We start from the raw sequence: 23,872 nt of genomic DNA, 5'->3' as shown, positions 1-23,872 counted from the left end.
ATGGTATAATGCGGAAGAGAATGTAGGGCAGAAGAGGTGGTTCCATGAATTATACATATATTTTAAAGTGCAGTGACGGAAGTCTTTATACAGGGTGGACCAACGATTTAAACAAACGGATCAGTGATCATAATGCAGGGAAGGGCGCCAAGTATACAAAGGCCCGCAGACCTGTGGAACTGGCTTATTATGAGACCTTTTTAACGAAAGAAGAGGCAATGAAAAGGGAATATGCGATTAAGCAGATGTCCCGCAGAATGAAGCTTGCGATAATCGAGAAAAAAGATGGAATAGAAAATATAGATGTAATACAAAAACAGGACCCCTACGAATAGGAGAGTCCTGTTTTTGTATCGTTATCTTCAGTTCTTTGTTGAATCAGAAAAGGAATCCATAATCTTTTAGTAGTTTTCAGCTTTTCTTTCAAAGTATGCACGTGGATGTGCACATACTGGACATACTTCTGGGGCTTCGTCTCCCTGGTAGATATATCCACAGTTTCCACATTTCCATCCAAGAGGAGCTTCATCTTTGAATGTCTGTCCTGCACGGAAGTGATCAAGGAGCCTCTGATAGCGCTTCTCGTGAGCTGCCTCTACCTCAGCTACGCCTCTGAACTTAGCAGCCAGCTCTGTAAAGCCTTCTTCTTCAGCCTCTTTAGCCATGCGTGCATACATATCTGTCCACTCATAGTTCTCACCTGCAGCAGCGTCAGCAAGGTTAGCCTCTGTATCGCCAATGCCATGGAATTCTTTGAACCACATTTTTGCATGTTCTTTTTCCTGATCTGCAGTCTCTAAGAAAATGTTGGACATCTGAACGAATCCAGCCTTTCTTGCAGCAGAAGCGTAATATGTATACTTGTTACGTGCCTGGGATTCACCTGCAAATGCATCCATAAGGTTCTTCTCTGTTTTTGTTCCTGCGTACTTAGACATAATATATCCTCCTTTAATTTGTTAGTTTTATTATAACGTAGTTGTGAGTGAATGAATACATCAATTTTATGAAAAATTGATGAAATATTTATCCACATGATAGTAAATGACCTGCACTAGAGAGGGTGCTCCAGTGCAGGTATTCACTATAGTTGTTGGGGTGTATGAAATTTATATAAGGATCGACAAAGATTAGCCGAAGTATCTCTTTAAAAGTCCTTCGAATGCTTTTCCGTGACGAGCTTCGTCTCTTGCCATCTCGTGTACTGTATCATGGATAGCATCCAGGTTAGCAGCTTTTGCACGTTTTGCAAGATCAAATTTACCTGCTGTAGCGCCGTTCTCAGCGTCAATTCTCATCTCCAGGTTCTTCTTTGTGCTGTCTGTTACAACTTCACCTAATAACTCAGCGAATTTAGAAGCATGCTCTGCCTCTTCGTAAGCAGCTTTTTCCCAGTACAGTCCGATCTCTGGATATCCTTCTCTGTGAGCAACTCTAGCCATTGCAAGGTACATACCTACTTCTGAGCATTCTCCTTCGAAGTTAGCTCTTAAGTCAGCGATGATATCTTCGCTAACGCCCTTAGCAACACCTACAACGTGCTCTGCAGCCCATTCTCTTTCACCTGTCTGCTCTTTGAACTTCTCAGCCGGTGCTTTACAAATTGGACATTCAGCCGGTGCAGCCTCTCCCTCGTGAACATAACCACATACTGTACATACAAATTTTTTCATAGTTTTAAATCTCCTTTTCTTTTTTATATATTATTTTTATTGTTGATAGCCGTGAGACCGATTAGGTCTGGCGGTAATTTATTTTTAATATAGGAAGCATATGATACTTCCTATATTAATCACTTGTTAAAACTCTCCACACAGATCTTCTGTATGGCCGTCTGTAGATATCCTATGTGAGATATCCAAGACTATGACTTTTGGATGCAGTCACCGCATTTTCCATAAAAAATGGTGGTACTGGATTCTATGATGCCGTCAAAATTCTCAGCGGCTGCTTTGTTGACCTGTTCAATCTTCTTCATATCCAGGTCCAGATCCAGAACCTTTCTACAGTTGGTGCAGAAAAAATGATTATGCGGCATCGTGTTGCCGTCAAATCGGTCTCCACCGTCGGGGGTCGGAATCTTGATTGCCTCCCCTAAATCAGTCAGCAGGTTTAAATTCCTGTATACGGTACCAAGACTGATGTTCGGGAAGTCTTCCTTCACATGCAGGTAAACCGTATCGGCAGTGGGATGTTCTTTGGTCATCGCCAGATAGTTCTTAATGCATTCACGTTGCCGACTATACTTTAAAGCTGCCAATATAAACCTCCTTTCAATTTCTAAAGTAATAATAGTAATTGTTACTGTAATTAGAATATAATACATATCTCGGGAAATGTCAACACTAAAATGAAAAAAAGTTAGATTTATTTTTTATAAAAGTTTTGTTAATTCCTTATATAGAAGGAATAGAATTGATAAAATGTTACAAAATAATTAACAAATGGGTTCGCGCAGAGCCTATTTTTAGGAGAATTTTGAAGATCATGTCGAAGTATGTAATGTGAAAATCCCTTGAAATATATTGACATAAGGGGTATGTGTTGCTATAATATCGTTGTAACAAAAGTTAACAATTATGTAACAATTAGAACTTCCTACAAAAGATAAAGACACTTGCACCTGGAGGATATCACGTCAAATATATCCTGTAGGCGGATTTGCGGCTATGCTGCAAAAGGGCATAAAGGAGGTTTTAATATGAAAGCAATGTGTATGAAGCAGAAATTGATTCTTTCTGCTTTAGCGGGAGCGATTTTGGTTCCGGGGAGTGCAATGACGGTTAAGGCTGCGGACAAGAATGAAGAAAATGTTCCGGTCATCCCGGTTGCAGGAATCGAATCGATCGTAAACGAAAGTTACCAGACGAATGTAAAGGAGAACATTAATCTCTATCTGGTGGAAAATGGCGAGGGTGAGTATTTAAATATGGCGTTTTCTAATGTGAGTGATTTTACTTATATTAGAAGTGCCCCGGAAGAAACAAGTGATTGGATCGGTAAGCTGTATCAGAATTCAGCGGCAGAGGTGCTCGAATACAACGATGGCTGGACGAAGATCCGATCCGGCTCGGTGGAAGGTTATGTTCCTGCCGAGTGTCTATGGACGGGTGAGGATGCCCAGGTACATGCAGCAGATTATGAACAGAATCAAGCGGTTGTTACTGCAGATCTGTTAAATGTGAGAGATGGACAGGGGACAGCAGCGAATATCGTGACACAAATAACCGCAGGTCAGCAGTATGAAGTGACCGGTGAAGCAATCGACGGGTGGTACCCAGTCATGGTAAATGGAGTGTCCGGCTGGGTCTGCGGTGACTATATTGATGTACAGAAGGTATATGCCTATGCCGAGTCCAAGGCAGAGGAAGAGCAGAGAATAGCACAGGAAGAGGCTGCAAGACAGGCAGAAGAAGCCAGAAAGCAGCAGGAGGCTCAGGAGGCCGCAGCAATCCAGGCCCAGGCGGGAAGTGGACAGGCAGTCATTGATTATGCGTGTCAGTTCATTGGAAATCCGTATGTATGGGGAGGAACGAGTTTGACCGAGGGAGCGGATTGTTCGGGATTTGTACAGTCTGTATATGCGAACTTTGGAGTCAGCCTTCCGCGTACAACGTGGGATATGGAGAGCGTAGGAACACCGGTCAGCTACGAAGAAGCACTGCCGGGGGATATCGTCTTATATGACGGACATGTCGGACTGTATATGGGAGACGGCAACATTGTCAACGCAATGAATGAAGCAGACGGCATTGGTATCTGTACAGCAAATTATGCACCGATTGTAACGATCAGGCGTGTACTGTAGAAAATATCACTGCAGAGTCATCATCATAGGAGAGTATTTAAGCACACGGAGTGCAGGTACAGTATTGGGGAGAATATCAGGGAACTGGTAAATACTGTACCATATAAAATAGGAAATCATATATAAGGAAAAGACGAGTAAAAAGGCCGATGTGCCGATACTCGTCTTTTTCATTATTATTGTGAGCCGAATGTAATTTTATCAACAAAATTATTTGTTTGGACATTTTGACATTATATGGGGAAAAACCTCGAATTATAGAAAAAATGTGAAAAGGTTGGCATAGACAATGTGCACAAAAATGTAAAATAATGTCGAAAGAGTGAAAAAAGAAGTTTTCAACTTATCCACACCTAAAACTCAAAAAAACGTGGAAAAATATAGTTTTTAGCAAAGTTATTCACATTATCCACACAAAAACATGTGTTTTATGTGGATTACTTTTCTAAAAAAAAGAACGGACGTTTTGTTAAGTTATTATGAAAATAATTATTTGTCGAAAAAAATCAATAAATTTATTGACTTTTGAGATGTCAAAAAGTGAAAATAATTGCACGAACAATTCAGAAAATTAAGCAGGCGGCTAACTGGAATTTATAGGAAATTAAGATTTTCTACGGTTGATTATTTAAATAATAGGGATTATAATAAAAAGCATTGAATAATTGAAGGAGGAAAAGAAATGGCTCAGATTTCTAAAAGCACAACAATCGGTGAATTATTAATGGTTTATCCGGAAGCAGCTCCTATCTTAATGGAAATAGGCATGCACTGCCTTGGTTGACCGTCTTCACAGATGGAGTCTCTGGAAGAGGCTGCAATGGTGCATGGTTTAGATTCCGAGCTGCTTGTTGAAAAGATCAACGCGTCAATGAAAGCAGCAGGTAAATAATAGAATGACCATGTGCGGAGTTTTCCGCATAAAAAATACCCCGCAGGGACAACCTGCCGGGTATTTTTTTTGACAATATCTTCATTTGTTCTAAGGATTGTTGATGCATGTTCTTATAGATGCAATCCTTACAATCCTTCGTGGACTTCCTTCCTTATACATCTGCCAGCTTCTGTACGGCATTCGCAGATACGGTAATGTCACAGTGTTCTTCCAGGAATGCTAAAGTAGCTCCAGAAGCCTTCTCCAAAGATCCATACTCGGAAAGCATGTTACATATCTTATTGAACTCGTTGTTGGAGTGGTCTGACTGGGTCAGGGCCAGGATATATAACTCATTCTCCGTATCATGATAAAGCGTGTTGGAGCCGTGGTACACAGGTCCAAGAAGATGGGCGACCTGAATCACACGATCCATACTTTCAAAAGAGAACAGGCGTACATTGAATGGAGCCGGGGCATCTTGTACGGTCGGTGTACCCTTGGTATCTGCCGCAGCCTCCTTTACCTTGTTCAGCAAATTCAGGAATTCCTCTGCTCCCTCCAGCTTCTCCAGAGCCTCGGGCACATTAGCGTCCGATTCACCAAATGGTGTGAACTTGGAAAATCTGGTATCTAATTCTTCAGGATCTTCTACCTTTGTAATAATCAATACGATAGAATCCGCAGAAGCAGGAATTGCTTCTATCATTAAAGGGATGTCTTCTGCCTCAAAGCCAAAGTCGAAAGACGCCTGCTGCATCATATCTCTAAATAGAGACTTCGCTTTCTCAGTTCCGTAAGCAAGCTCGCTTAGTTTCAGATGGCGCGCAGCTAGATCGGCGCGTGTCAGGGTACAGCGAATCTGATTGTCATTCAGTTTTTCGATTTTCATATAATCACATCCTTACGAATTGTAATATCAAAATATATATCTTCTCACTGTTAGTATAAACAAAAATAAAATAGATGTAAAGGAAATTAGCAAAGAGTTTATAATACTTTTACGTTATTTGCTGTTATCAACAAATGTGGAAGGCTTATGAACAATAAACACATTGAAATGGATATACGTGATGCCTATAATGGCAAATACAGAAGATAGTATTCCTGGATAGATAAATGTTTATACAAGAAAGGAGTTTAGTAGTCTGTTTCAAAATTACGGTCATTAGGAATTTTTAGGAGGAGGGAACTGTAGATTCAATCTATCTTCCAGACTGCTTTTGTCCGCTGGTACGTCACGATGCCTCTGTGGGATAAAAGTAAAGAGCAGTTTTTATATTTATCCGAATCTACAGGGAAAGGAGCAACCATGGAAAGCAGCAGTACAGTATATAGTTACAGAGAGTTATACACCGAATTGGAGGATTATGAAAGAAATGGGATATGCATGTTGATGGATGGAGGTAAAGTCAGTCCTCTGCAGATTGTCACGGCACATATGATTCAGGAGGAAGGCAGCTATATGCGGGATTATATCATCGATCCGGAAGGATACATAAAATCACTTGTTTTTGTGAACATTAATGAAGATAACCAGGCGGAAAATCCCCTCATACTGCCGGACAGCCCATATTTATAGAGCATTTAGCAGAGCAGGAGATAAGCAGTGCTGACAGATAGAAAAAATATATGATATTTATTGAACTACCAATGCCTCATAAGGTATAATAGGGTCTAATAGGAGGTGCGGCATGGACGAAAGAGAAAGAAGAGCTGCGAATGTCCAGAGGACAAGACAGCAGAATGCACAGAGAAGACGCCCAGGCAGCAGTGCTTTAGGAGCGGGAAATTCCCGGACCAAAAGTGCAGGAACAGAAGGACCCGGAGCAAGTAATCCAAGATCAGGAGGTCCAAGACCAAGTGGTTCCAGACCAGGCAGCCAAAGACCAGGCGGGCAGAATCCGAGAAGAAGAAGCAGCCGTGCAAGGAGAAGAAGAAGGAATATGATCATCCGAGTCATTCTTCTCGTTGTTTTGATTATTGTAGTATTAGGCGGATTATTATTTTGGAAAAGATATGGCTCATCCAAAGAGAAAGCCGATTTGAAACAATATTATGGGATACAAAGTGATGATGATCTTGCTGTTGTAGTAAATAATCAGGTAATTGGCGCATTGGAGAACAGCTCAGCCGGAGGAAAAGTATTTGATGGAGTTCCATATATAGAATATTCTGTTGTGCGCGATTATATCAATGAGCGCTTTTACTGGGATTCCAACGAAAGTGTCCTGTTATATACACTGCCGAATGGCAGCGTATCAGTAAATGTGGGCAGCAAAGAGTATTCGGATATTAAAGAAAAGAAAAGTGAAGATTATGTAATCTTAAAGACTGAAGGGAAGACAGCATATATTGCTCTTGCTTTTATCCAGGAATATACGAATATGGAATATAAGGTATATGAAAGCAAGGACAAAGCAGTACCGGACAGGGCTGTGATTGAGAGTGACTGGGGCGAGCATACCGTCGCTTCTTTAAAGAGAGATACTCAGGTCAGAGTACTGGGCGGTGTAAAGAGCCCAATCCTGACGGAGGTCAAGAAGTCTGACAAGGTCAGGGTGCTGGAAGATGAAGATGACTGGATGAAGGTACGTACCAGTGATGGTTTTGTTGGTTATGTGAAGACAAGCTCTTTGAAGAAACAAGAGAAGGAAGTGACAAGCCGGAAGTTCGACGAGCCGGTATATACGAATATATCAACCGACTATAAGATCAATATGGCATGGCATAATGTGGAGAATGACACGGCCAACGGTTATATGCTTGAGACCATAGCAGGTACGAAAGGCCTGACGACAATTGCACCAACATGGTTTAATATTTCTGACACAGATGGTAATATTTCATCTATTGCCAATTCTGATTATGTAAACTATGCACATCAGTCCAATTTGGATGTATGGGCTGTGCTGAGGGATTTTCATGGGGGAATCAACTCCTATGACGAGACATATGAAGTATTGAGTTATACCTCAAAGAGAGAGAACCTGATCAACCAGGTGATCGCAGAGGCACTGCAGAAAAAAATTGACGGAATCAATCTGGATTTTGAATTGATTTCCCAGGAGTGCGGAGAGCACTATATTCAGTTTGTCAGGGAATTATCTGTGAAGTGCAGACAGAATGACCTCGTATTTTCTGTAAATGATTATGTACCAATGCCGTATAATGAGCATTATAATCTGAAGGAACAGGGAATTGTAGCCGATTATGTTATCATCATGGGATATGATGAGCACACGGATGGTTCTTATGAGGCTGGTTCCGTTGCTTCCTATAATTACGTGAAGGACGGAATTGAGAATGCATTGAAGGTGATTCCAAAGAAGAAGCTTGTTGATGCCATTCCATTCTATACAAGATTGTGGCTTGAGACGCCGAAGACTGCCTCCGAATTGGAAGAAGAGGCTGGGACAGAGGCGGCTGAGTACCCAGACAAGGTGACCAGTACAGCTATGGGAATGGAAGAGGCCGAAGAGACCGTCAAGTCTGCCGGAGCAGAGGCAGTATGGGATGATAAGACAAGGCAGAACTACGCTGAATGGGAGACTGACGACGGGACCTATAAGATTTGGCTTGAAGACAGTAAGTCAATAGAAGAGAAGTTAAAGCTGATCAAGGAGAATGATCTTGCCGGAGTAGCCGAATGGAGACTTGGATGGGAAAAATCAGGTATCTGGGATCTCATCCTTCAATATGTAAATTAAGATACTGCAGGTCACTGGAGGTATTCTGATCAAGACACTGCTGTATCGTGTGAGTTTCATGAAAGAAACATCCTTTTTCCGCATATATTAGCAATAGTATATGGGAAAGGGGATGTTTTTTTGCGCCGCAAATTAGGAATACTGGCACTTATGGTGCTGTTGGGATGTGCAGTTGTAGGCAGCCAGAAGGCAGGAGAATATCTGTATCAGAATTACATGGCGGATGAGGGAATCCAGACAGCAGCACAGGCAAAAGCAGAGGGAAAGCAGGTCATAGTCGTGGATGCAGGGCACGGAGGCAGCGATCCCGGAAAGGTGGGTATCAATCAGGCACTAGAAAAGGATGTAAATCTTCAGATTTCAAAGAAAGTAAAGGCAAATCTGGAAAAGCAGGGATATGTTGTTGTTATGACGAGGGAGGATGAAAATGGAATTGCAGATTCAAAGGCAGAGGACCTAAAAAAGAGGGTATCCATCATTAATGAGACAAAGCCGGTTTTAGCTTTGAGTATCCATCAGAATAGTTATCCAGGAGAGAGTATTCACGGTTCACAAGTATTTTATTATACGCATTCCAAGGATGGAGAAAACATAGCAAAAACAATGCAGGAAGCGCTTCTTGCCGCAGATCCCGAGAATAAAAGACAGGCGAAAGCAAATGATACATATTATGTACTGAAAAAGACGGAAGTACCTGTCATTATTGTGGAATGTGGTTTTTTAAGTAATTCACAGGAGGCGGAAAAACTTATTAATGATGAATATCAGGAGACACTTGCAGAGGCAATTTGTAACGGAGTTCAGAAAAGTCTGGCGAAATAGGTGAATAACTTACAGAAATCAGGCGTGGGATGTGAATAAGTTTTATCGCTAAAAAGAGAGTTTTTTTTTAGAGTGAAAAATGGTATAATGGACCCTATGAAAACTATTATAAAAAAAATTGATGTAAATCAAATTGACGAAACAGTCATATCAGAAGCAGGAAGCATTTTAAAACAGGGCGGTCTTGTTGCATTTCCAACGGAAACAGTCTATGGGCTGGGAGCGAATGCCTTGGATGAGGAGGCGGCAAAAAAGACTTATGCAGCAAAGGGACGTCCATCAGATAATCCATTGATCGTGCATATTGCTGATATACAGGCGCTGGAAGAGATTGCCGTGAATATTCCGCCGGAGACAGAAGAATTGGCATTTCATTTCTGGCCGGGCCCATTGACCATGATATTTGAAAAAAGTGAAAAAGTTCCATACGGCACCACAGGAGGGCTGGATACTGTTGCAGTAAGGATGCCCAGCGACCTGATCGCGCGGGAGCTGATCCTTGCAGCAGGAGGATTTGTCTCCGCGCCGAGTGCCAATACCTCTGGTCGTCCAAGCCCTACAACAGCAGAACATGTAAGGGAAGATCTGGACGGAAAGATCGAGATGATTCTGGATGGAGGAAGTGTGGATATCGGTCTGGAATCCACCATTTTGGATATGACGGTCACACCGCCTATGATTCTGCGTCCAGGTGCGATTACCGCTGATATGCTGGAAAAGGTGATTGGACCGGTCAGTGTGGATGAGACCATCCTGGGAAGTGAGAGCGAACAAGCTCCAAAGGCTCCGGGAATGAAGTACCGTCACTATGCCCCAAAGGCAAAGCTGACGATTGTGGAGGGTACCCTTAGAGAGGAGGTCCTTGCAATCCGCCAACTTGCATATGCAGCATTTCGTGAGGGGAAAAATGTGGGAATTATTGCCACGAATGAGACGGAAAAATTTTATACACATGGGCTTGTGAAAAACATTGGAACTCGTGAGAATGAGAAGACAATTGCAAGGAATCTTTATGCGGTGCTCCGTGAATTTGATGAGGAAGAGGTAGAAGCAATCTACAGTGAGTCCTTTGCGATTCAGGGAATCGGTAACGCTATTATGAACCGTTTAGAGAAAGCAGCAGGACATACACGCATTGCCGCCGCACCCATTGTAGAGCAGCAGAAATACCGCAGGGTCATATTTTTAAGCAACACAGATACAAGCAGAGGACCAATGGCGGCGGAGCTTTTAAAGCATCAGGACTTGGTGCAGGAGTATGCAATTGACTCCCGCGGCCTGATCGTTCTGTTCCCCGAGCCTGCCAATCAGAAAGCGGAAGCGATTATGAAAAGCGGTCAGATGACTTTAGAGGGGCATTCTTCTGTTGCTTTTGCGGAAGAAGATATGCAAGAGGATACGCTGATTCTGGCAATGGACGAGGGGCAGAAAAGCAAGGTGGTCTCTGAGTATGAAAACACAAAAAATGTCTATACTTTAAATGAATTCCTGGAGGATGACACCCAGATTCCCAATCCATATGGTCAGCCACTGACTGCATATGGAGAATGTTATGAGATACTTATGAAGTTAATAGAAAAGCTAACAAATAAACTAAACGCATTTACAAAAGGAGGAGAATAATGTCAAAAGTACATGTTATGGATCACCCACTGATTCAGCACAAAATTAACCACATCAGAAAGGAAGAGGTGGGGACAAAGGAATTTCGTGAGGTAGTCGGAGAGATCGCCTGCCTGATGTGCTACGAAGCGACCAGGGATTTAAAGCTTGAGGATGTCAAGATTAAAACACCGATCTGTGAGATGACTGGAAAAGAGCTTGCAGGGAAAAAGTTGGCTGTTGTACCGATTCTGCGGGCAGGCCTTGGTATGGTGGATGGGATGTTGACCCTTATTCCAGCAGCAAAGGTCGGACATATTGGTCTTTACCGTGACCCAGAGACATTTGAACCAGTTGAATATTACTGCAAGCTGCCGGCAGACTGTGATGAGAGAGAAGTATTTGTCGTAGATCCAATGCTGGCCACCGGTGGATCCAGTACAGCAGCGATTCAGATGCTGAAGGATAAAGGGGTAAAAAGAATCCGCTTTATGTGTATAATTGCAGCACCAGAGGGTGTAAAACGTATGCAGGAGGAGCATCCAGATGTGGATATCTACATTGGTGCATTGGATGATCATCTCAATGAGCATAAGTATATTGTGCCGGGGCTTGGAGATGCGGGGGACCGTATTTTTGGAACGAAATAATTCGAAAGGGGCAGATGTAAATGTCAAACAAAAGAGAGGATTATTTATCGTGGGATGAGTATTTTATGGGGGTGGCAATGCTCTCAGGAATGCGTTCCAAAGATCCGAATACACAGGTTGGATGCTGTATCGTCAGTCAGGATAATAAGATTTTATCCATGGGTTACAATGGATTTCCAATCGGCTGTTCTGACGATGAATTCCCTTGGGATAGAGAAGGGGATGACCCGCTGGAGACAAAATATGTCTATTCGACCCACAGTGAGCTCAATGCGATCCTGAATTATAACGGAGGCAGCTTGGCTGGTGCAAAACTGTATGTATCCCTGTTTCCATGCAATGAGTGCGCAAAAGCGATCATACAGGCTGGAATCAAGGAGGTCATATATGATTGTGATAAATACGCGGACACTCCGGCAGTACTGGCATCCAAGAGGATGATGGATGCAGCGGGAGTACGCTATCATCAGTATCACAGGACGAATCGGGAAGTGACGATCAAGCTGTGATCAAAGCGGTCAGATGTGAATAACCAGATATGAAAATGTAGTTTAAAGTTGAAAAGTAAGGCAGGTTCTTGGAAGGGAATCTGTCTTTTTTGTGTGAAAAAATTCAAGAGGTCTGCCCCCTTGAATTTTTATTGTGTGAATATAAAATGGGCCGTATAAATCAGGAACCTGACGAATAAAATATCATATATGCAAATGGTGGAGGATATGTGATTATGGAAAATAAATTGGCGTCTGCGGTTGTAAATTTTGTAGTCCGCGCAATTCTGGGGATGGGGTTAATTTACTTCATCAACCAGTATCTTCTGCCGGGAGATAACACATTAAATGTGGGTCTGAATGCAGTCTCCTTTTTGACAACCGGAAGCCTTGGTATTCCTGGGGTCTGCCTGCTTTATGGGATTTTGTTCTACCAAAATTTGTGACATTTTCACAAAAAGAGAAGATTTTAAAATTGGGTATAGACTTTTGGAAAAAGCGTGTTTATAATACGAGTCACACAGCAGTTGTTCGAGCCGCTGTCTCATTCAGGCACAAGGGAAAGTGCCGGATGTATCTTAGGTTAGGCGAATAGGGAAGTTCTAACCATCATCATCGAGTCATGCTGCATGGTTCGCAGCAGTAAATTCAATTCATTGATTTGTAAAAAGATAAGTTTAACAGATTTCACACATTGATAACTGAACAGGAGGGATACGTTGCATCCAAAGAATTTTGTGATTTGTGATGTGGAGAAAGAGTATGCCAGGAATCTGATGCAGGCGGTGGGAGCGCGCAGGGAATTGGGATTCCAGATGCATTTGTTCCAGAGCTTGGAGCATTTGGAGGCATTTTCGAAGAAAAAGAAGATTCACATCTTGTTGTTGGGAGAGGAATTCCCAATAGATAAACGGCAGGAAATCTGCGCAGATGAGCGCTATGTTCTTGTGAAAGGAAAAGAAAAGGAACTCCTTTCTGGTGAGAGGGGGATATATAAATATCAGTCTGTTGATGCCATTTTGGCACAGATTCTGGAAGAATCTATGGACAAAGGAGAGCTGGGATACGGAAGAGACACAAAGGATGGGCAGTTGATCGGGATTTATTCGCCCATACATAGGATTGGAAAGACTAAATTTGCGTTAGAACTGGGAAAGGAACTTTTGAAGGACGGCCCTGTATTGTATCTGAATCTGGAGGAATATTCAGGAGGAGGTTTTTATTTTCCAGAGCAGACAGGACAGAATCTGGGCGATTTGCTGTATTATATCCGCCAGGAAAAGGGCAATCTGGGATTGCGAATCAGTACTATGGCAGGACAGATCGGGGAGATGGACTATATTACACCGATGCCCGTCATTCAGGATTTAAGGGAAGTGGAAGAGGAGGTGTGGCTGAAATTACTAAGAGAAGTATTTTCAAACTGCATTTATAAAACTGTCATCCTGGACTTAGGGGACGGTATAAAAGGGTTGTTTCCAGTTTTGAGGAATTGTCAGACCGTCTATACACTGTATACAGACGATCCTGTATCTCTGGCAAAGCTTCAGCAGTATACAGAGAATCTGCGGTTAATGGGATTCGAGGATGTCTTGGAGCATACCGTACAGAAAAAGGTTCAGATGAAGGCAGGTGATGCTTAATGGATACGATGGAACAGATGTATGACAGAGTTCTTAAAAAAATGGATATGGGGCATGAGATGACAGATGAGGAATTGTTAGATCTGATTCACATCGCCCTCAACGAAGCGGGACAGGAGAAGTACATGCCTCTGCAGGAAAAAATCCAAATAAGCAGAGAACTGTTCAATGCATTTCGGAAGCTGGATATCTTACAGGACCTTGTCGAAGATGAAGAGATTACGGAGATCATGATTAATGGAACGGAAAGTATTTTCCTGGAGAAAAGTGGTCAGCTATTCCAGTCAGATAAGAGATTTGTATCGGGAACTAAGCTGGAGGATGTGATTCAGCAGATTGTAGCAGGGACGAACAGATATGTAAATGAGGCCTCTCCTATAGTGGATGCCAGGCTGGAAGATGGGTCCCGTGTGAATGTGGTGTTAAAGCCAGTTGCACTGAACGGCCCAATTATGACGATCCGTAAGTTCCCGAAAGAAAAAGTGACGATGGAACAGTTGATTCAGTGGGGGAGTATTAGTCAGGAGGCCGTAGAGTTTTTAAAGACACTGGTATGTGCAAAATATAATATTTTTGTGAGCGGCGGGACCGGGTCAGGGAAGACGACATTTTTGAATGCACTGTCAGATTATATTCCAAAGGATGAAAGGCTGATCACGATTGAGGATAATGCGGAATTGCAGATCAAAGGAGTCCCGAACCTGGTCAGGCTTGAGGCAAGGAATGCCAATCTGGAAGGGGAGGGAGCAGTGACGATACGTGACTTGATCAAATCAGCACTCAGGATGAGACCGGACAGAATACTGGTGGGAGAGGTCCGGGGGGATGAGACGGTGGATATGATTTCTTCTGCGATGTTAAATGGACACAGTGGTTCTATGTCTACAGGCCATGCAAATAATCCGATGGACATGCTGCATCGTTTGGAAACCATGATGATGATGGGAATTGATATGCCGTTGACCGCAATACAAAGACAGGTCGCTTCTGCAATAGATATCATCATTCATCTAGGAAGACTGCGGGATAAGAGCAGAAAGGTCCTGGAGATCGCGGAAGTCCTGGGATATGCGGATGGGGTGATACGGATACAGAGCTTATACGAATTTCGGGAGGAGGGGATGGAGAATGGGAAGATTAAAGGATGCCTTGTGAAGGTGGAAGAACTTACTCATTGTGAAAAGCTGCTGGCAGCAGGATATCAGACCTAAAGAATATCTGTTGGCATTGGGAAGAGGAATCTTGTTAATGGGAATGGCGGGCTATCTGTTCTATGACTCTTGGCTGGCGGTATTTCTTGTAATTCCAGGCGTGTGCGTATATCTGGTTCAATGGCAGAAGGAGCAGTGCCATAATAAGGAACAGGAATTCCGCGAACAATTTAGGACCGGGATTCAGGCGATGGCTGCAGCTATGAATGTAGGATATTCCGTAGAGAATGCTATTCGTGAAGCAGCCAGGGATATGAAACCTCTTTTTCAAAAACAATGCAGGATACAGAAAGAGTTTAACAGGATGATCTATCAGCTTGATATGAATCGGACGGCAGAACAGGTGCTGGATGAATTTGCAAGAAGGGTCGGCCAGGAGGATGTAGATAGCTTTGTAACTGTTTTTATCACTGCAAAACGGACTGGCGGAGACAGCATAACTATTATTCGGAATGCGGTCCACGATATCGGTGAAAAAATAGAGGTAGAGAAGGAAATACAGACCCTCTTAGCAGCAAAAAAGCTGGAATTTAACGTGATGTGCATCATTCCATTTGGAATTATCCTTTATATGCGGCTGGCCTTTCCGGAGTTCATGGGCGTCTTGTATGGCAACGTGCTTGGAGCCGCGTTGATGAGCGGATGCCTTGGAATTTATGCTGTGGCCTATAAATTAGGGAAAAATCTGGTGGATATTGAGGTATAGAGGACGAAACTCTGCTGCAGTAAAAAGATGGGACAAAAAGGAGTAGAGGAGGGAACAGCATGGGAAGGATAAGGTGGAATTCGCTATCGGTATATGGAAGGATGGGAGTGGTATTTCTGTCGGCGAGTGCTGTCACGCTTCTTGTATTTTTGGCCGATAATAACCGGGCACCGGATCAAAATAAAGCAGGAAAGAGCATTCTTGAACGAGGGGAATATGGCTCCGGGAAACAGGAGATTGACCTAGAGGCTCAGATCGATGGAGAAAAGGAGCCTTTGACGGTGACTGTTTCGGGGAAGGAATTCAGCAAGGAGAAGCTTCCAGAGGTCTTTGAACAGGCAGGAAGTCAGTTGGAGACTCTCATACTTGGGGAAAATACCAGTTTGGATGAAGTCAGATATGACCTGAAGCTGATTGAAAAAATTCCCGATACTGGAATTCAGGTATCCTGGGAATTGGGGGACTATTCTGTTCTGAATCTAATGGGTGAAATTCAGGAGGACAAGCTAAAAGAGGAGGGGACTCTTGTAGAACTTCGGGCAATTCTTTCCAGCGGAGAGGAAGAGGCAGTACATACATTTTATGCAAAGATACTTCCGCCTAAGCTGAGTAAAAAAGAAAAAATGGCACAAAAGCTGGCACAGCAGGTTCAAAAGAATGAGGCCGAAAGCAAGGAGAAAAAATATCTGGTACTTCCAGATACTCTGGATGGAAAGCCGGTGAAGTGGAAATATGCAAAAGATGCCCGCTCGGCAGGTCTATTTGTACTGGGAATTGCGGCAGCCGGAGCAGTTTTTGCACTGGATAAGCAGAAGAAAAAGCAGGCGAAGGAGATGCGGAATAAACAGTTGACTGCAGATTACCCTCAGTTGATCAGCCAGTTCACCCTGTTTTTGGGCGCGGGAATGACGGTTAGAAAGGCATGGTTTAAGATTGCCCGGGATTATGAAAGGCAGAAGGCAGAAAGAGGAGAGCGGACAGCCTATGAAGAAATGGTCTATACAATGCATGAGATTCAGGGAGGTGTATCTGAAGGAGAGAGTTATGAAAGATTTGGAGGAAGGTGCGGACTCATTTCTTACCGGAAATTCGGCGCAATGCTGTCCCAAAATCTGCGAAAAGGAACAAAGGGACTTACAGATCTATTGAAAAAAGAGACTGTAGATGCCTTTGAGGACAGAAAAAATCAGGCCAGGAAACTAGGGGAAGAGGCGGGCACAAAGCTGTTAGGCCCTATGTTCATGATGTTAGCGGTAGTATTAGTGATTATTGTCGTTCCAGCGTTTTTTACGATACAAATATAACGTCATCAAGAAAGCGGCAAAGCGGATTTGGAATATCTACTTTGACAGAGAATATTGGGAGCAGCAGGAGAAAAGAAAAAGGAAAGGGAAAGAGAATATGAAAGAAAAAGCAAGAAGGATTAAATATAAGGTGCTGCAGAAATTTATGCATATAAGATATGTATTGGAAGACAATTCGGGGCTGTCTGTGGTCGAGATGATCCTGATTTTAGTCGTGATCATCGCGCTCGTCTTGATTTTTAAGAATCAGCTCATTAGTCTCGTAAATTCAATTTTTGACAAGATTACGAGCGAAAGTGCAGGAATTTAAGATGAAACGGGGAGAAGTCACAGCGTTTTTAAGTCTGATTTTTGTTCTCCTCATATCGTTTATCACAGCGATGCTGGAAAGTACCATGCTGCAGGTCTCAAAAAATCAAAAAAGGCTGGATGTAGATCGTGCTATATTTTCAATATTCGGTGAATATCAGAAGAATCTTTTAGAGGAGTATGAAATTCTTGCAATCGATGGAAGTTACGGTACAAAGACATACAGAGAAGACAACCTGCTTGATCGAATGAGGTATTACGGAACTTTGGGAATAGAGCACGAAATGGAAGGAATTCAGTATCTGACCGACAAAAACGGCAGTGCATTCAGAGAACAGGTACTGGATTATATGGAGCGGACTTATGGAATCTCAATTGTACGTGATCTGGCTGGAATGGCCGGAATCTGGGAAGAACAGGAGATGCAAGGGGAAGAGGTGAAACGGCAGGATGAAGAATGGAATCAGGAATTGGAGAATGTCCTGGAGGAGGGAGAGAGTATGCTGCCAGCGGAGAATAATCCTCTTCCCAATGTATCAAATCTGAAGCAGTCTAATATCCTGCAGCTTGTACTGCCGGGTGAATTCCAGATATCCAATAAGCGGATATCGGCAGGTGATCAGCCAGGAGGCAGACACCTAAGGAGCGGAAGAGGAAGTTTCTATACCCGACAAGGAATGAATGGTTTGGAGGAGCGGCTTTTATTCCATGAATATCTTTTGAAGAAGTTTGGAAATGCGGTCGAGCCAAAGGGAGAAAATAGAAGTTTGTCCTATGAGCTAGAGTATATGATTGGAGAAAAGGAGTCGGATATGGAAAATTTAGAGTCTGTAGTCAAAAGGCTCATTGGAGTTCGTTTCGGTATTAATTATCTGTATCTGCAGACGGATGCTGCGAAACAGGCTGAAGCCGAAACGTTAGCACTAACCTTGTCTACCTTGGCCGCATTGCCGGCTGTAGCAGAAATTGTGAAACAAGTGTTGATTGCTGCCTGGGCATTCGGTGAGAGCATCATGGATCTTAGGGCTCTGATGTCAGGAAAAAAGGCTGCCTTAATAAAAAATAGTGAAAACTGGCAGTTGTCCCTGTCGTCCCTTATGACGCTTGGAAGCCAGGATGATACACAGGATGGTATGGATGCAGAAGGTGGACTTACATATACAGATTATATGAGAATCCTTCTCTTCCTAAAGGATGAAAAGAACTTGACCATGAAGGCTTTGGACAGGGTTGAACAGAATTTGAGATTAGAAAAGGAAAACCCGTCATTTTGCATTGATGCTTGTGTTGTAAGGCTCAGACTTCAGAATAAGGCAGTCATCCGTGAGGGGCTGACTTATGAATTCCCTGTGTATTTTGGTTATGAAACCATATAGGATAAGATTTGTTCCATTTGAACCCAATATAGATGCCCTTTCTCCTATGTATCTTCCGGGCTCCCTACCGGAGATAGAGTATATTCCCATAACGAAACTTTAGAAAGGATAAAATGACTGCGATGAAAAAATCAAATACAACCCTAACCAATTCGAACAAGGAAAGGGCATCTATATTGGGTTCAAAAGCAAGTGTAACAGTAGAGGCAGCTCTTACAATCCCCATCTTTCTATTTGCGATATTAAGCTTGGTCTATCTTTTAGAAATGCAGTCCATACGGACAAGTATTCGAGCAGCAGCCCAAAGTGCGGCTAAGACTGCCGCGGAGGATGTAGTGACACTCCCTGCCGTGAATATCATAAAACTAAAAAGTGATATTGTAAATAATATCGGTGCAGAAAGAATTGAAAGAAGTATTTTATCTGGAGTCAGTTCGGGAATACGGTGTGGGAAAACTTATATGTCTATTTTAACAGGGGAAATTTACGTTACAGTGGAATATTCTGTTAGGCTTCCATTTCCTAAATTTTCGAATTTAACAGCTAAGTTTAAGGAGACGATGAAAGTAAAGGGGTGGAATGGGTACACAAAACGGGAGGGCAATTCTGAGGAGGATCAGGTCGTTTATATAACGGATCACGCGCTGGTATACCATGAGAATTATCAATGCACCTATTTACAGCTCTCTGTGCAGTTCATCCCAGCTTCCCAACTGTCAACGATTCGGAATGAAGATGGAGGAAGATACCACAAATGTGAAAAATGTGTACATGGTGACACGATGGCAGGAGTTTATGTAACGAATACAGGGGGAAAATACCATAACTCTTTAAATTGCAGCGGACTTAAGAGAACAGTTCATGCTGTAAAGAAATCAGAAGTAAGTATGTTAGGAGGATGCAGCAGATGTTCGAAATAGGTCAGGTAGGATGTGGTGTTTATTTATGTATGCTTTCCATAATTGATATCCGTATACGGAAGCTTCCAGTGTGGATACTCGCAGCAGGAGGGATTGCAGCAGGAGTATTGTGTGTATATCAGGGGGCGATTCCGCTTGTTCTGGCAGTGGCAGGAGCTGCCGTAGGAATCGTATTCAGCGTGGTGAGCAAGATGACGGATGAGGGATTTGGATATGGCGACAGTATCTTGATATTAGTCCTGGGTATTTATCTAGGATTTTGGAATCTTCTTGGTGTTTTAGCTTCGGCGTTTCTACTGTCTGCAATCTTTGCAATGTTTGCTCTAGGCTTACATAAATTTGACAGAAGTATCGGGTATCCGTTTGTTCCCTTCTTATGTATTTCTTATACTCTCTGGTTGTGCCTGGGAGGATTTTAGATGGCCAGTCAGATTAAGGGCGGTTCCAGAAAGTGGATATTGGGGAGGAATGTAAAAGTCGGTGGTGCCAGGGGCAGTATTACCGTAGAAATGGCTTATATACTGCCTGTAGTCTTTCTGGTCTTTTTACTGGTGGTCTACACAGTGTTTTATTACCACGATAAAAATATACTGAATGGTGCAGCAGCAGAAACAGCGGTTGTCGGAACCCAGATGGCGAGACAGAAAGGGAAGGAAGACGTAGACCTGCAGAATTTTTATAGAGAGCGGGTGAAGGGAAAGCTGATCCTACTAAGACTGACGGGAATTGAGATAACGAAAAGTAAAAAAAGTATTGAAGTATCTGTACATGCGGGAAAAGGATGGATGCAGGTTTCGGCTGTCCAGAAGGCTGCGCTTCCCAGGCCAGAAGATAAAATAAGAAAAAAGAGACAGTTAGAATCGATCGGGGATGCAGAGGGCAGGTAAGGAGGAAAAAATGAAAATGAAAACAGGATATGAAAAAGAACTGAATAAGGTCTGCCTGCATATAGATCTGCCCCAGGGATATGAAGAGGATTATCAGATACATATGCTGACGGAAAATAATATTCCCGGGCTATTAGATATTACAGGCTGTGGGATAGATCAGAAAAGTAGATATAGTTATGTGGTGACTGGAATGATCTCGATGAAGACAATGTTTGAGACCGCTCCTATCAAGAAGGATGACATGATTCTTTTTGTAAACCGTCTGATGGAGGTGGTCAAATCCTTGAGACGCTATATGCTCAGTCCTGACAGTCTCCTGCTTTATCCAGAGTTTATGTTCTTCGGCAGCGGTACATGGCATTTTTGCTATCTTCCGGCTAGAAAAAAGCCGCTTTGTGAAGCCTTTCATATTATAACAGAATACTTTGTGAAAAAACTCGATTATGAGGAGACAGAAGGGATTCTGCTTGCATATGAAATCCACAAGGCCACTTTACAGGAAAACTATGATTTGGAAAAAATAATGGATGAATACCGGGAGCATGAGGAAAAAAGAAGAGGGGAGGAAAGAAACGAAATGATAGAAGAAACAGGAGGCATACCGGATGATCATCTTTTTTCATTGGAGGAGGAAGAATATGTACAGACGCCTGATGTGGAAACAATTCGCGAGATCGGTGGACATTGGAAGCCGTGGAAAAAGGCTGCTGATAAATTAAAAAAAGGCCGTTGGGGAAATTGGCGGGATTTGATTTTAGAAACCGATGGACAGCAAGATAATGACCCTTTATAATATGAATCATATGATAAGAAAAGGGGAATTGAATTGGAAAATAATAAGAAGGCAGTCTGTACGACAGTATTGATCGTAATCAATGTCGGTGTGTTTTTTATTCTATCCTTTATGGGAATGACAGAAGACAGTATGTTCATGTTGGAACATGGTGCAATGTACCAGCCATACATTGTGGAAGGTCATGAGTATTATCGGATTTTTACCAGCCTTTTTCTTCATTTTGGAATCAACCATCTGTTGAATAATATGGTCATGCTGGGGGCATTGGGATGGAACTTAGAATTGGAGACAGGCAGAATCAGATTCCTGATTATTTATTTTATATCTGGTCTGGGAGGAAATCTACTTTCTTTATATATGAATACAAAAGCAAGTGAGATGGTCGTTTCAGCGGGGGCCTCCGGTGCGATTTTTGGTCTTATGGGAGCTCTGGTATGTGTTGTATTGAAAAATCACGGAAGGGCAGGCCGTATTACGAATCGAGGGATTCTGTTCATGGTTGCCCTGAGCCTGTATTTTGGATTTACAAGCTCAGGGGTAGACAATGCTGCGCATATAGGAGGACTTGTCTGTGGATTTATGACTGCTGTTCTGATATACCGCAGACCGCGTGCAGATGCAATATATTGATTTTACCTTACAATTGATGAATATAAAGTATCAGCGGCTTCGCAGATGTTAGATTGGAAGCTTTATTGTAAAGCAAGAACCTTCGTCAACTTTTGATTCTACAGAGATCGAACCGCCATGAGATTCAATGATTTTTTTTGAAAGTGACAGGCCAAGTCCTGTGCCGCCTTCTTTGAAGGTCTTAAAAGGTTCAAAAATATAGTCTATTATCTCATCAGAGATTCCACAGCCGGTGTCCTGGCATTGAATCGTGAGAGTGTCATGTTCCCGGCTTGCTGTCAAGCGGATACTGCCTTCACCCATAATGGATTCTTTGGCATTTTTAAGAAGGTTAAGGAAGACTTCTTCTAACTTCACTTTATCGCCTGTGAAGTCGCCCAGGCCGGAGGGAATTTCGGAAGTGAATTCGATATCGGAATCTTCGGAGTCTAAAGAGATTGCGAAAGATACGGCAATATTTTTTAGAAGCCGTTCAATGGAAAATACTGAATAGCGGAGTGTATCGCCATTGTTAAAAGTGGAAAGTTCGTTTAAAAGCTGACACACAAAACCAATATCTTCCATAGTCTGTTTCCAATGAGGAAAATCTTTGACTTCTGGATGTTGTATTTCCATAACTTGAAGTGAAGATGAAATAAGTGTCAGCGGGTTACGTACTTCATGTGCAATCGTCGATACCGTCTCATGGTGGTTGTCGAGTAGCTGGGTGATAATCTGTTTTGCGTCATGATCTGCCTCCATAAGCGCATTCATCTTATTGATGTCAATATTATGTAGCATTATCTTAAGTCCCTCCTTTATAGTATACCTGATCCGCAGATTGTTGTGGATCTGCCCTGTTGGGCGTTTATTATGGTGTACCCCTAGGGTCTGTCTTATTGTATATTAGTTAGTCCAATAAGTATATGCAGCTCTGTAGTTCTGCATCCGTCAAATCCTTAGGGCATGTGCTTAGGTGTACCTATTTGGTAAACCTTAATTGTAGTCTAGCACGATGAATACGGGGGTTCAACAAAATCCGGCAGACAAGTTTCGACAGCATTCCGTCGACAAAAACCCCTTCTCATTTTGGAAAAAATAGGATATACTACTATTAAATAAAAAAAGAAATGGGGAAAAGCTATGAAAGATGAAAACTGCATTTTTTGTAAGCTGGCATCCGGTGAGATTCCATCGGCGACGCTTTATGAAGATAACGACTTCCGTGTGATATTGGATCTGAGCCCGGCATCAAAAGGACATGCATTAATTATTCCTAAGGAGCATTATCGAAATCTGTATGACCTGGATGAGGAATTGGCAGCAAAGGTAATGGTATTGGCCAAGAAGATGGTATTGAAGCTTAAAGACGTGCTTGGATGTGATGGATATAACATTGTACAGAATAATGAAGAGGCAGCAGGGCAGACTGTCTTTCATTTTCACATGCATCTAATCCCTAGATATAAAGATGATGGTGTAGGACTGGGCTGGAAGATGGGCGAACTTTCAGAGGCTGATAAAGAAGAAATATTAGGTAAATTAAATTAAACCCGGGGAAAAAATGTTGACTGAAAATCGTGAATTTGATGAGATTTATGGAAAATATAAAAATCTTGTCTTGAAGGTAGCGTATAATTATTCAGGTAATCGCGATGTAGCAGAAGATATTACTCAAAGTACATTTCTCCAACTATACATTTTCTATGATGATATGAATCACAGTAATATCAAGTCATGGTTATTTACAACTGCGAAAAATTATGCTTTAAATTACAAGAAGAAAATGAAACATGAGGTACTTGAAAATGGAATCATGGATGATTCTGTCATTCAGGAGTCGTCTGAAAGTGCAGAAGACCAAGTGATGGAAGAACTTTTGGATTTGGATCGTGCTGAACTTCATGAACGTATATTTGAAGCATTGATGATGAAGAATCGCAGATGGTATGACGCGATTACGTTGTCATATTACTTGGAGATCCCACAGCCCAAAGTTGCCGAACAAATGGGAATACGTCTTGAGGTGCTGCATAGTTTATTACATAGAGCCAAGGATTGGATAAAGAAGACATTTGGTGTTGAGTATGACGAATTGAACCGGTTATAAAAAACAGGTGTCTGTTCGGCACCTGTTTTCTTGGATTTGTGATA

28 protein-coding genes are annotated in these 23,872 nt (G+C 42.4%); 23 read left to right on the top strand and 5 right to left on the bottom strand.

Going from position 1 to position 23,872, the window contains the following annotated elements; translation table 11 throughout:
- The first annotated feature begins 44 nt into the window (after positions 1 to 44).
- Complete coding sequence (locus HGO97_RS12025) at positions 45 to 335, top strand: GIY-YIG nuclease family protein (RefSeq protein ID WP_216241958.1); 291 nt, start codon at positions 45 to 47, stop codon at positions 333 to 335.
- Between the two features lie 66 nt (positions 336 to 401).
- On the opposite strand, the gene rbr is transcribed toward HGO97_RS12025, so the two are convergent.
- The 3 genes from rbr to HGO97_RS12010 form a co-directional block, all read right to left on the bottom strand.
- A complete protein-coding gene (gene rbr, locus HGO97_RS12020; RefSeq protein ID WP_216241956.1) occupies positions 402 to 938 on the bottom strand; it encodes a rubrerythrin in 537 nt (178 codons plus the stop codon).
- A gap of 192 nt (positions 939 to 1,130) precedes the next feature.
- On the bottom strand, positions 1,131 to 1,673 hold the full coding sequence (locus HGO97_RS12015; RefSeq protein WP_216241954.1) for an NADH peroxidase: 543 nt from the start codon (positions 1,671 to 1,673) through the stop codon (positions 1,131 to 1,133).
- A gap of 191 nt (positions 1,674 to 1,864) precedes the next feature.
- Complete coding sequence (locus tag HGO97_RS12010; protein WP_216241952.1) at positions 1,865 to 2,260, bottom strand: Fur family transcriptional regulator; 396 nt, start codon at positions 2,258 to 2,260, stop codon at positions 1,865 to 1,867.
- A gap of 441 nt (positions 2,261 to 2,701) precedes the next feature.
- Between HGO97_RS12010 and HGO97_RS12005 the strand changes: the two genes are divergently transcribed.
- Both HGO97_RS12005 and HGO97_RS24405 read left to right on the top strand, forming a co-directional pair.
- Positions 2,702 to 3,808, top strand: a complete 1,107-nt coding sequence (locus HGO97_RS12005; RefSeq protein WP_216241950.1) for a C40 family peptidase — start codon at positions 2,702 to 2,704, stop codon at positions 3,806 to 3,808.
- A gap of 682 nt (positions 3,809 to 4,490) precedes the next feature.
- Complete coding sequence (locus HGO97_RS24405; protein ID WP_216241948.1) at positions 4,491 to 4,700, top strand: DUF1858 domain-containing protein; 210 nt, start codon at positions 4,491 to 4,493, stop codon at positions 4,698 to 4,700.
- Positions 4,701 to 4,854: 154 nt separating this feature from the next.
- Here the strand turns inward: HGO97_RS24405 and HGO97_RS11995 are convergent, their stop codons facing one another.
- Positions 4,855 to 5,574, bottom strand: coding sequence for an adaptor protein MecA (locus HGO97_RS11995; protein WP_216241947.1), 720 nt, complete (start codon positions 5,572 to 5,574; stop codon positions 4,855 to 4,857).
- A 420-nt stretch (positions 5,575 to 5,994) separates the two neighbouring features.
- On the opposite strand from HGO97_RS11995, the gene HGO97_RS11990 reads away from it, so the two are divergent.
- The 18 genes from HGO97_RS11990 (at position 5,995) to HGO97_RS11905 (ending at position 21,739) form a co-directional block, all read left to right on the top strand.
- Complete coding sequence (locus HGO97_RS11990) at positions 5,995 to 6,264, top strand: hypothetical protein (protein WP_216241945.1); 270 nt, start codon at positions 5,995 to 5,997, stop codon at positions 6,262 to 6,264.
- Between the two features lie 112 nt (positions 6,265 to 6,376).
- Positions 6,377 to 8,392: a glycosyl hydrolase family 18 protein gene (locus HGO97_RS11985; RefSeq protein ID WP_216241943.1), complete on the top strand. Its 2,016-nt coding sequence runs from the start codon at positions 6,377 to 6,379 to the stop codon at positions 8,390 to 8,392.
- Positions 8,393 to 8,512: 120 nt separating this feature from the next.
- A complete protein-coding gene (locus HGO97_RS11980) occupies positions 8,513 to 9,214 on the top strand; it encodes an N-acetylmuramoyl-L-alanine amidase (protein WP_246597424.1) in 702 nt (233 codons plus the stop codon).
- A gap of 96 nt (positions 9,215 to 9,310) precedes the next feature.
- Complete coding sequence (locus HGO97_RS11975) at positions 9,311 to 10,837, top strand: L-threonylcarbamoyladenylate synthase (protein WP_216241941.1); 1,527 nt, start codon at positions 9,311 to 9,313, stop codon at positions 10,835 to 10,837.
- On the top strand, positions 10,837 to 11,466 hold the full coding sequence (gene upp / locus HGO97_RS11970; protein WP_216241939.1) for a uracil phosphoribosyltransferase: 630 nt from the start codon (positions 10,837 to 10,839) through the stop codon (positions 11,464 to 11,466). The genes HGO97_RS11975 and upp overlap by 1 nt, the downstream gene beginning before the upstream one ends.
- A 20-nt stretch (positions 11,467 to 11,486) precedes the next feature.
- On the top strand, positions 11,487 to 11,975 hold the full coding sequence (locus HGO97_RS11965; RefSeq protein WP_216241937.1) for a deoxycytidylate deaminase: 489 nt from the start codon (positions 11,487 to 11,489) through the stop codon (positions 11,973 to 11,975).
- Between the two features lie 215 nt (positions 11,976 to 12,190).
- The gene (locus HGO97_RS11960) at positions 12,191 to 12,400 is read left to right on the top strand and encodes a pro-sigmaK processing inhibitor BofA family protein (protein WP_216241935.1); all 210 of its coding nucleotides are present in this window, start codon (positions 12,191 to 12,193) and stop codon (positions 12,398 to 12,400) included.
- Positions 12,401 to 12,673: 273 nt separating this feature from the next.
- The gene (locus HGO97_RS11955) at positions 12,674 to 13,597 is read left to right on the top strand and encodes a P-loop NTPase family protein (protein ID WP_216241932.1); all 924 of its coding nucleotides are present in this window, start codon (positions 12,674 to 12,676) and stop codon (positions 13,595 to 13,597) included.
- Positions 13,597 to 14,808 (top strand): CpaF family protein, encoded by a 1,212-nt coding sequence (locus tag HGO97_RS11950; protein WP_216241931.1) that lies wholly within the window; start codon positions 13,597 to 13,599, stop codon positions 14,806 to 14,808. Before HGO97_RS11955 ends, HGO97_RS11950 begins: the two co-directional genes overlap by 1 nt.
- Entirely contained in the window at positions 14,774 to 15,514 is a 741-nt protein-coding gene (locus HGO97_RS11945; protein WP_330654250.1) for a type II secretion system F family protein, read from the top strand. Before HGO97_RS11950 ends, HGO97_RS11945 begins: the two co-directional genes overlap by 35 nt.
- Positions 15,515 to 15,573: 59 nt before the next feature.
- The gene (locus HGO97_RS11940; protein WP_216241928.1) at positions 15,574 to 16,818 is read left to right on the top strand and encodes a secretion protein F; all 1,245 of its coding nucleotides are present in this window, start codon (positions 15,574 to 15,576) and stop codon (positions 16,816 to 16,818) included.
- A 145-nt stretch (positions 16,819 to 16,963) separates the two neighbouring features.
- Complete coding sequence (locus HGO97_RS11935; RefSeq protein WP_246597423.1) at positions 16,964 to 17,128, top strand: Flp1 family type IVb pilin; 165 nt, start codon at positions 16,964 to 16,966, stop codon at positions 17,126 to 17,128.
- Between the two features lies 1 nt (position 17,129).
- Entirely contained in the window at positions 17,130 to 18,503 is a 1,374-nt protein-coding gene (locus tag HGO97_RS11930) for a DUF5702 domain-containing protein (RefSeq protein WP_216241924.1), read from the top strand.
- 122 nt (positions 18,504 to 18,625) lie between these two features.
- Positions 18,626 to 19,423, top strand: a complete 798-nt coding sequence (locus HGO97_RS11925; RefSeq protein WP_216241922.1) for a pilus assembly protein — start codon at positions 18,626 to 18,628, stop codon at positions 19,421 to 19,423.
- Entirely contained in the window at positions 19,411 to 19,842 is a 432-nt protein-coding gene (locus HGO97_RS11920; protein ID WP_216241920.1) for a prepilin peptidase, read from the top strand. Before HGO97_RS11925 ends, HGO97_RS11920 begins: the two co-directional genes overlap by 13 nt.
- The gene (locus HGO97_RS11915; protein ID WP_216241918.1) at positions 19,843 to 20,310 is read left to right on the top strand and encodes a TadE/TadG family type IV pilus assembly protein; all 468 of its coding nucleotides are present in this window, start codon (positions 19,843 to 19,845) and stop codon (positions 20,308 to 20,310) included.
- Between the two features lie 10 nt (positions 20,311 to 20,320).
- The gene (locus tag HGO97_RS11910; RefSeq protein ID WP_246597422.1) at positions 20,321 to 21,106 is read left to right on the top strand and encodes a DUF6382 domain-containing protein; all 786 of its coding nucleotides are present in this window, start codon (positions 20,321 to 20,323) and stop codon (positions 21,104 to 21,106) included.
- Positions 21,107 to 21,139: 33 nt separating this feature from the next.
- A complete protein-coding gene (locus HGO97_RS11905; protein ID WP_216241916.1) occupies positions 21,140 to 21,739 on the top strand; it encodes a rhomboid family intramembrane serine protease in 600 nt (199 codons plus the stop codon).
- 48 nt (positions 21,740 to 21,787) lie between these two features.
- Here the strand turns inward: HGO97_RS11905 and HGO97_RS11900 are convergent, their stop codons facing one another.
- On the bottom strand, positions 21,788 to 22,519 hold the full coding sequence (locus HGO97_RS11900; RefSeq protein WP_216241914.1) for a sensor histidine kinase: 732 nt from the start codon (positions 22,517 to 22,519) through the stop codon (positions 21,788 to 21,790).
- Between the two features lie 342 nt (positions 22,520 to 22,861).
- Here HGO97_RS11900 and HGO97_RS11895 point away from each other — a divergent pair, with 342 nt between their 5' ends.
- Both HGO97_RS11895 and HGO97_RS11890 read left to right on the top strand, forming a co-directional pair.
- Positions 22,862 to 23,269, top strand: coding sequence for an HIT family protein (locus tag HGO97_RS11895; protein ID WP_168866616.1), 408 nt, complete (start codon positions 22,862 to 22,864; stop codon positions 23,267 to 23,269).
- Positions 23,270 to 23,282: 13 nt separating this feature from the next.
- The gene (locus tag HGO97_RS11890; RefSeq protein ID WP_168866617.1) at positions 23,283 to 23,828 is read left to right on the top strand and encodes an RNA polymerase sigma factor; all 546 of its coding nucleotides are present in this window, start codon (positions 23,283 to 23,285) and stop codon (positions 23,826 to 23,828) included.
- Positions 23,829 to 23,872 lie beyond the last annotated feature (44 nt).

This window comes from Faecalicatena faecalis (assembly GCF_012524165.2).
Classification (GTDB): domain Bacteria; phylum Bacillota; class Clostridia; order Lachnospirales; family Lachnospiraceae; genus Faecalicatena_A; species Faecalicatena_A faecalis.
Note: the sequence above shows the minus strand (reverse complement) of the source record. Positions and strands in the feature narration are given on the sequence as shown.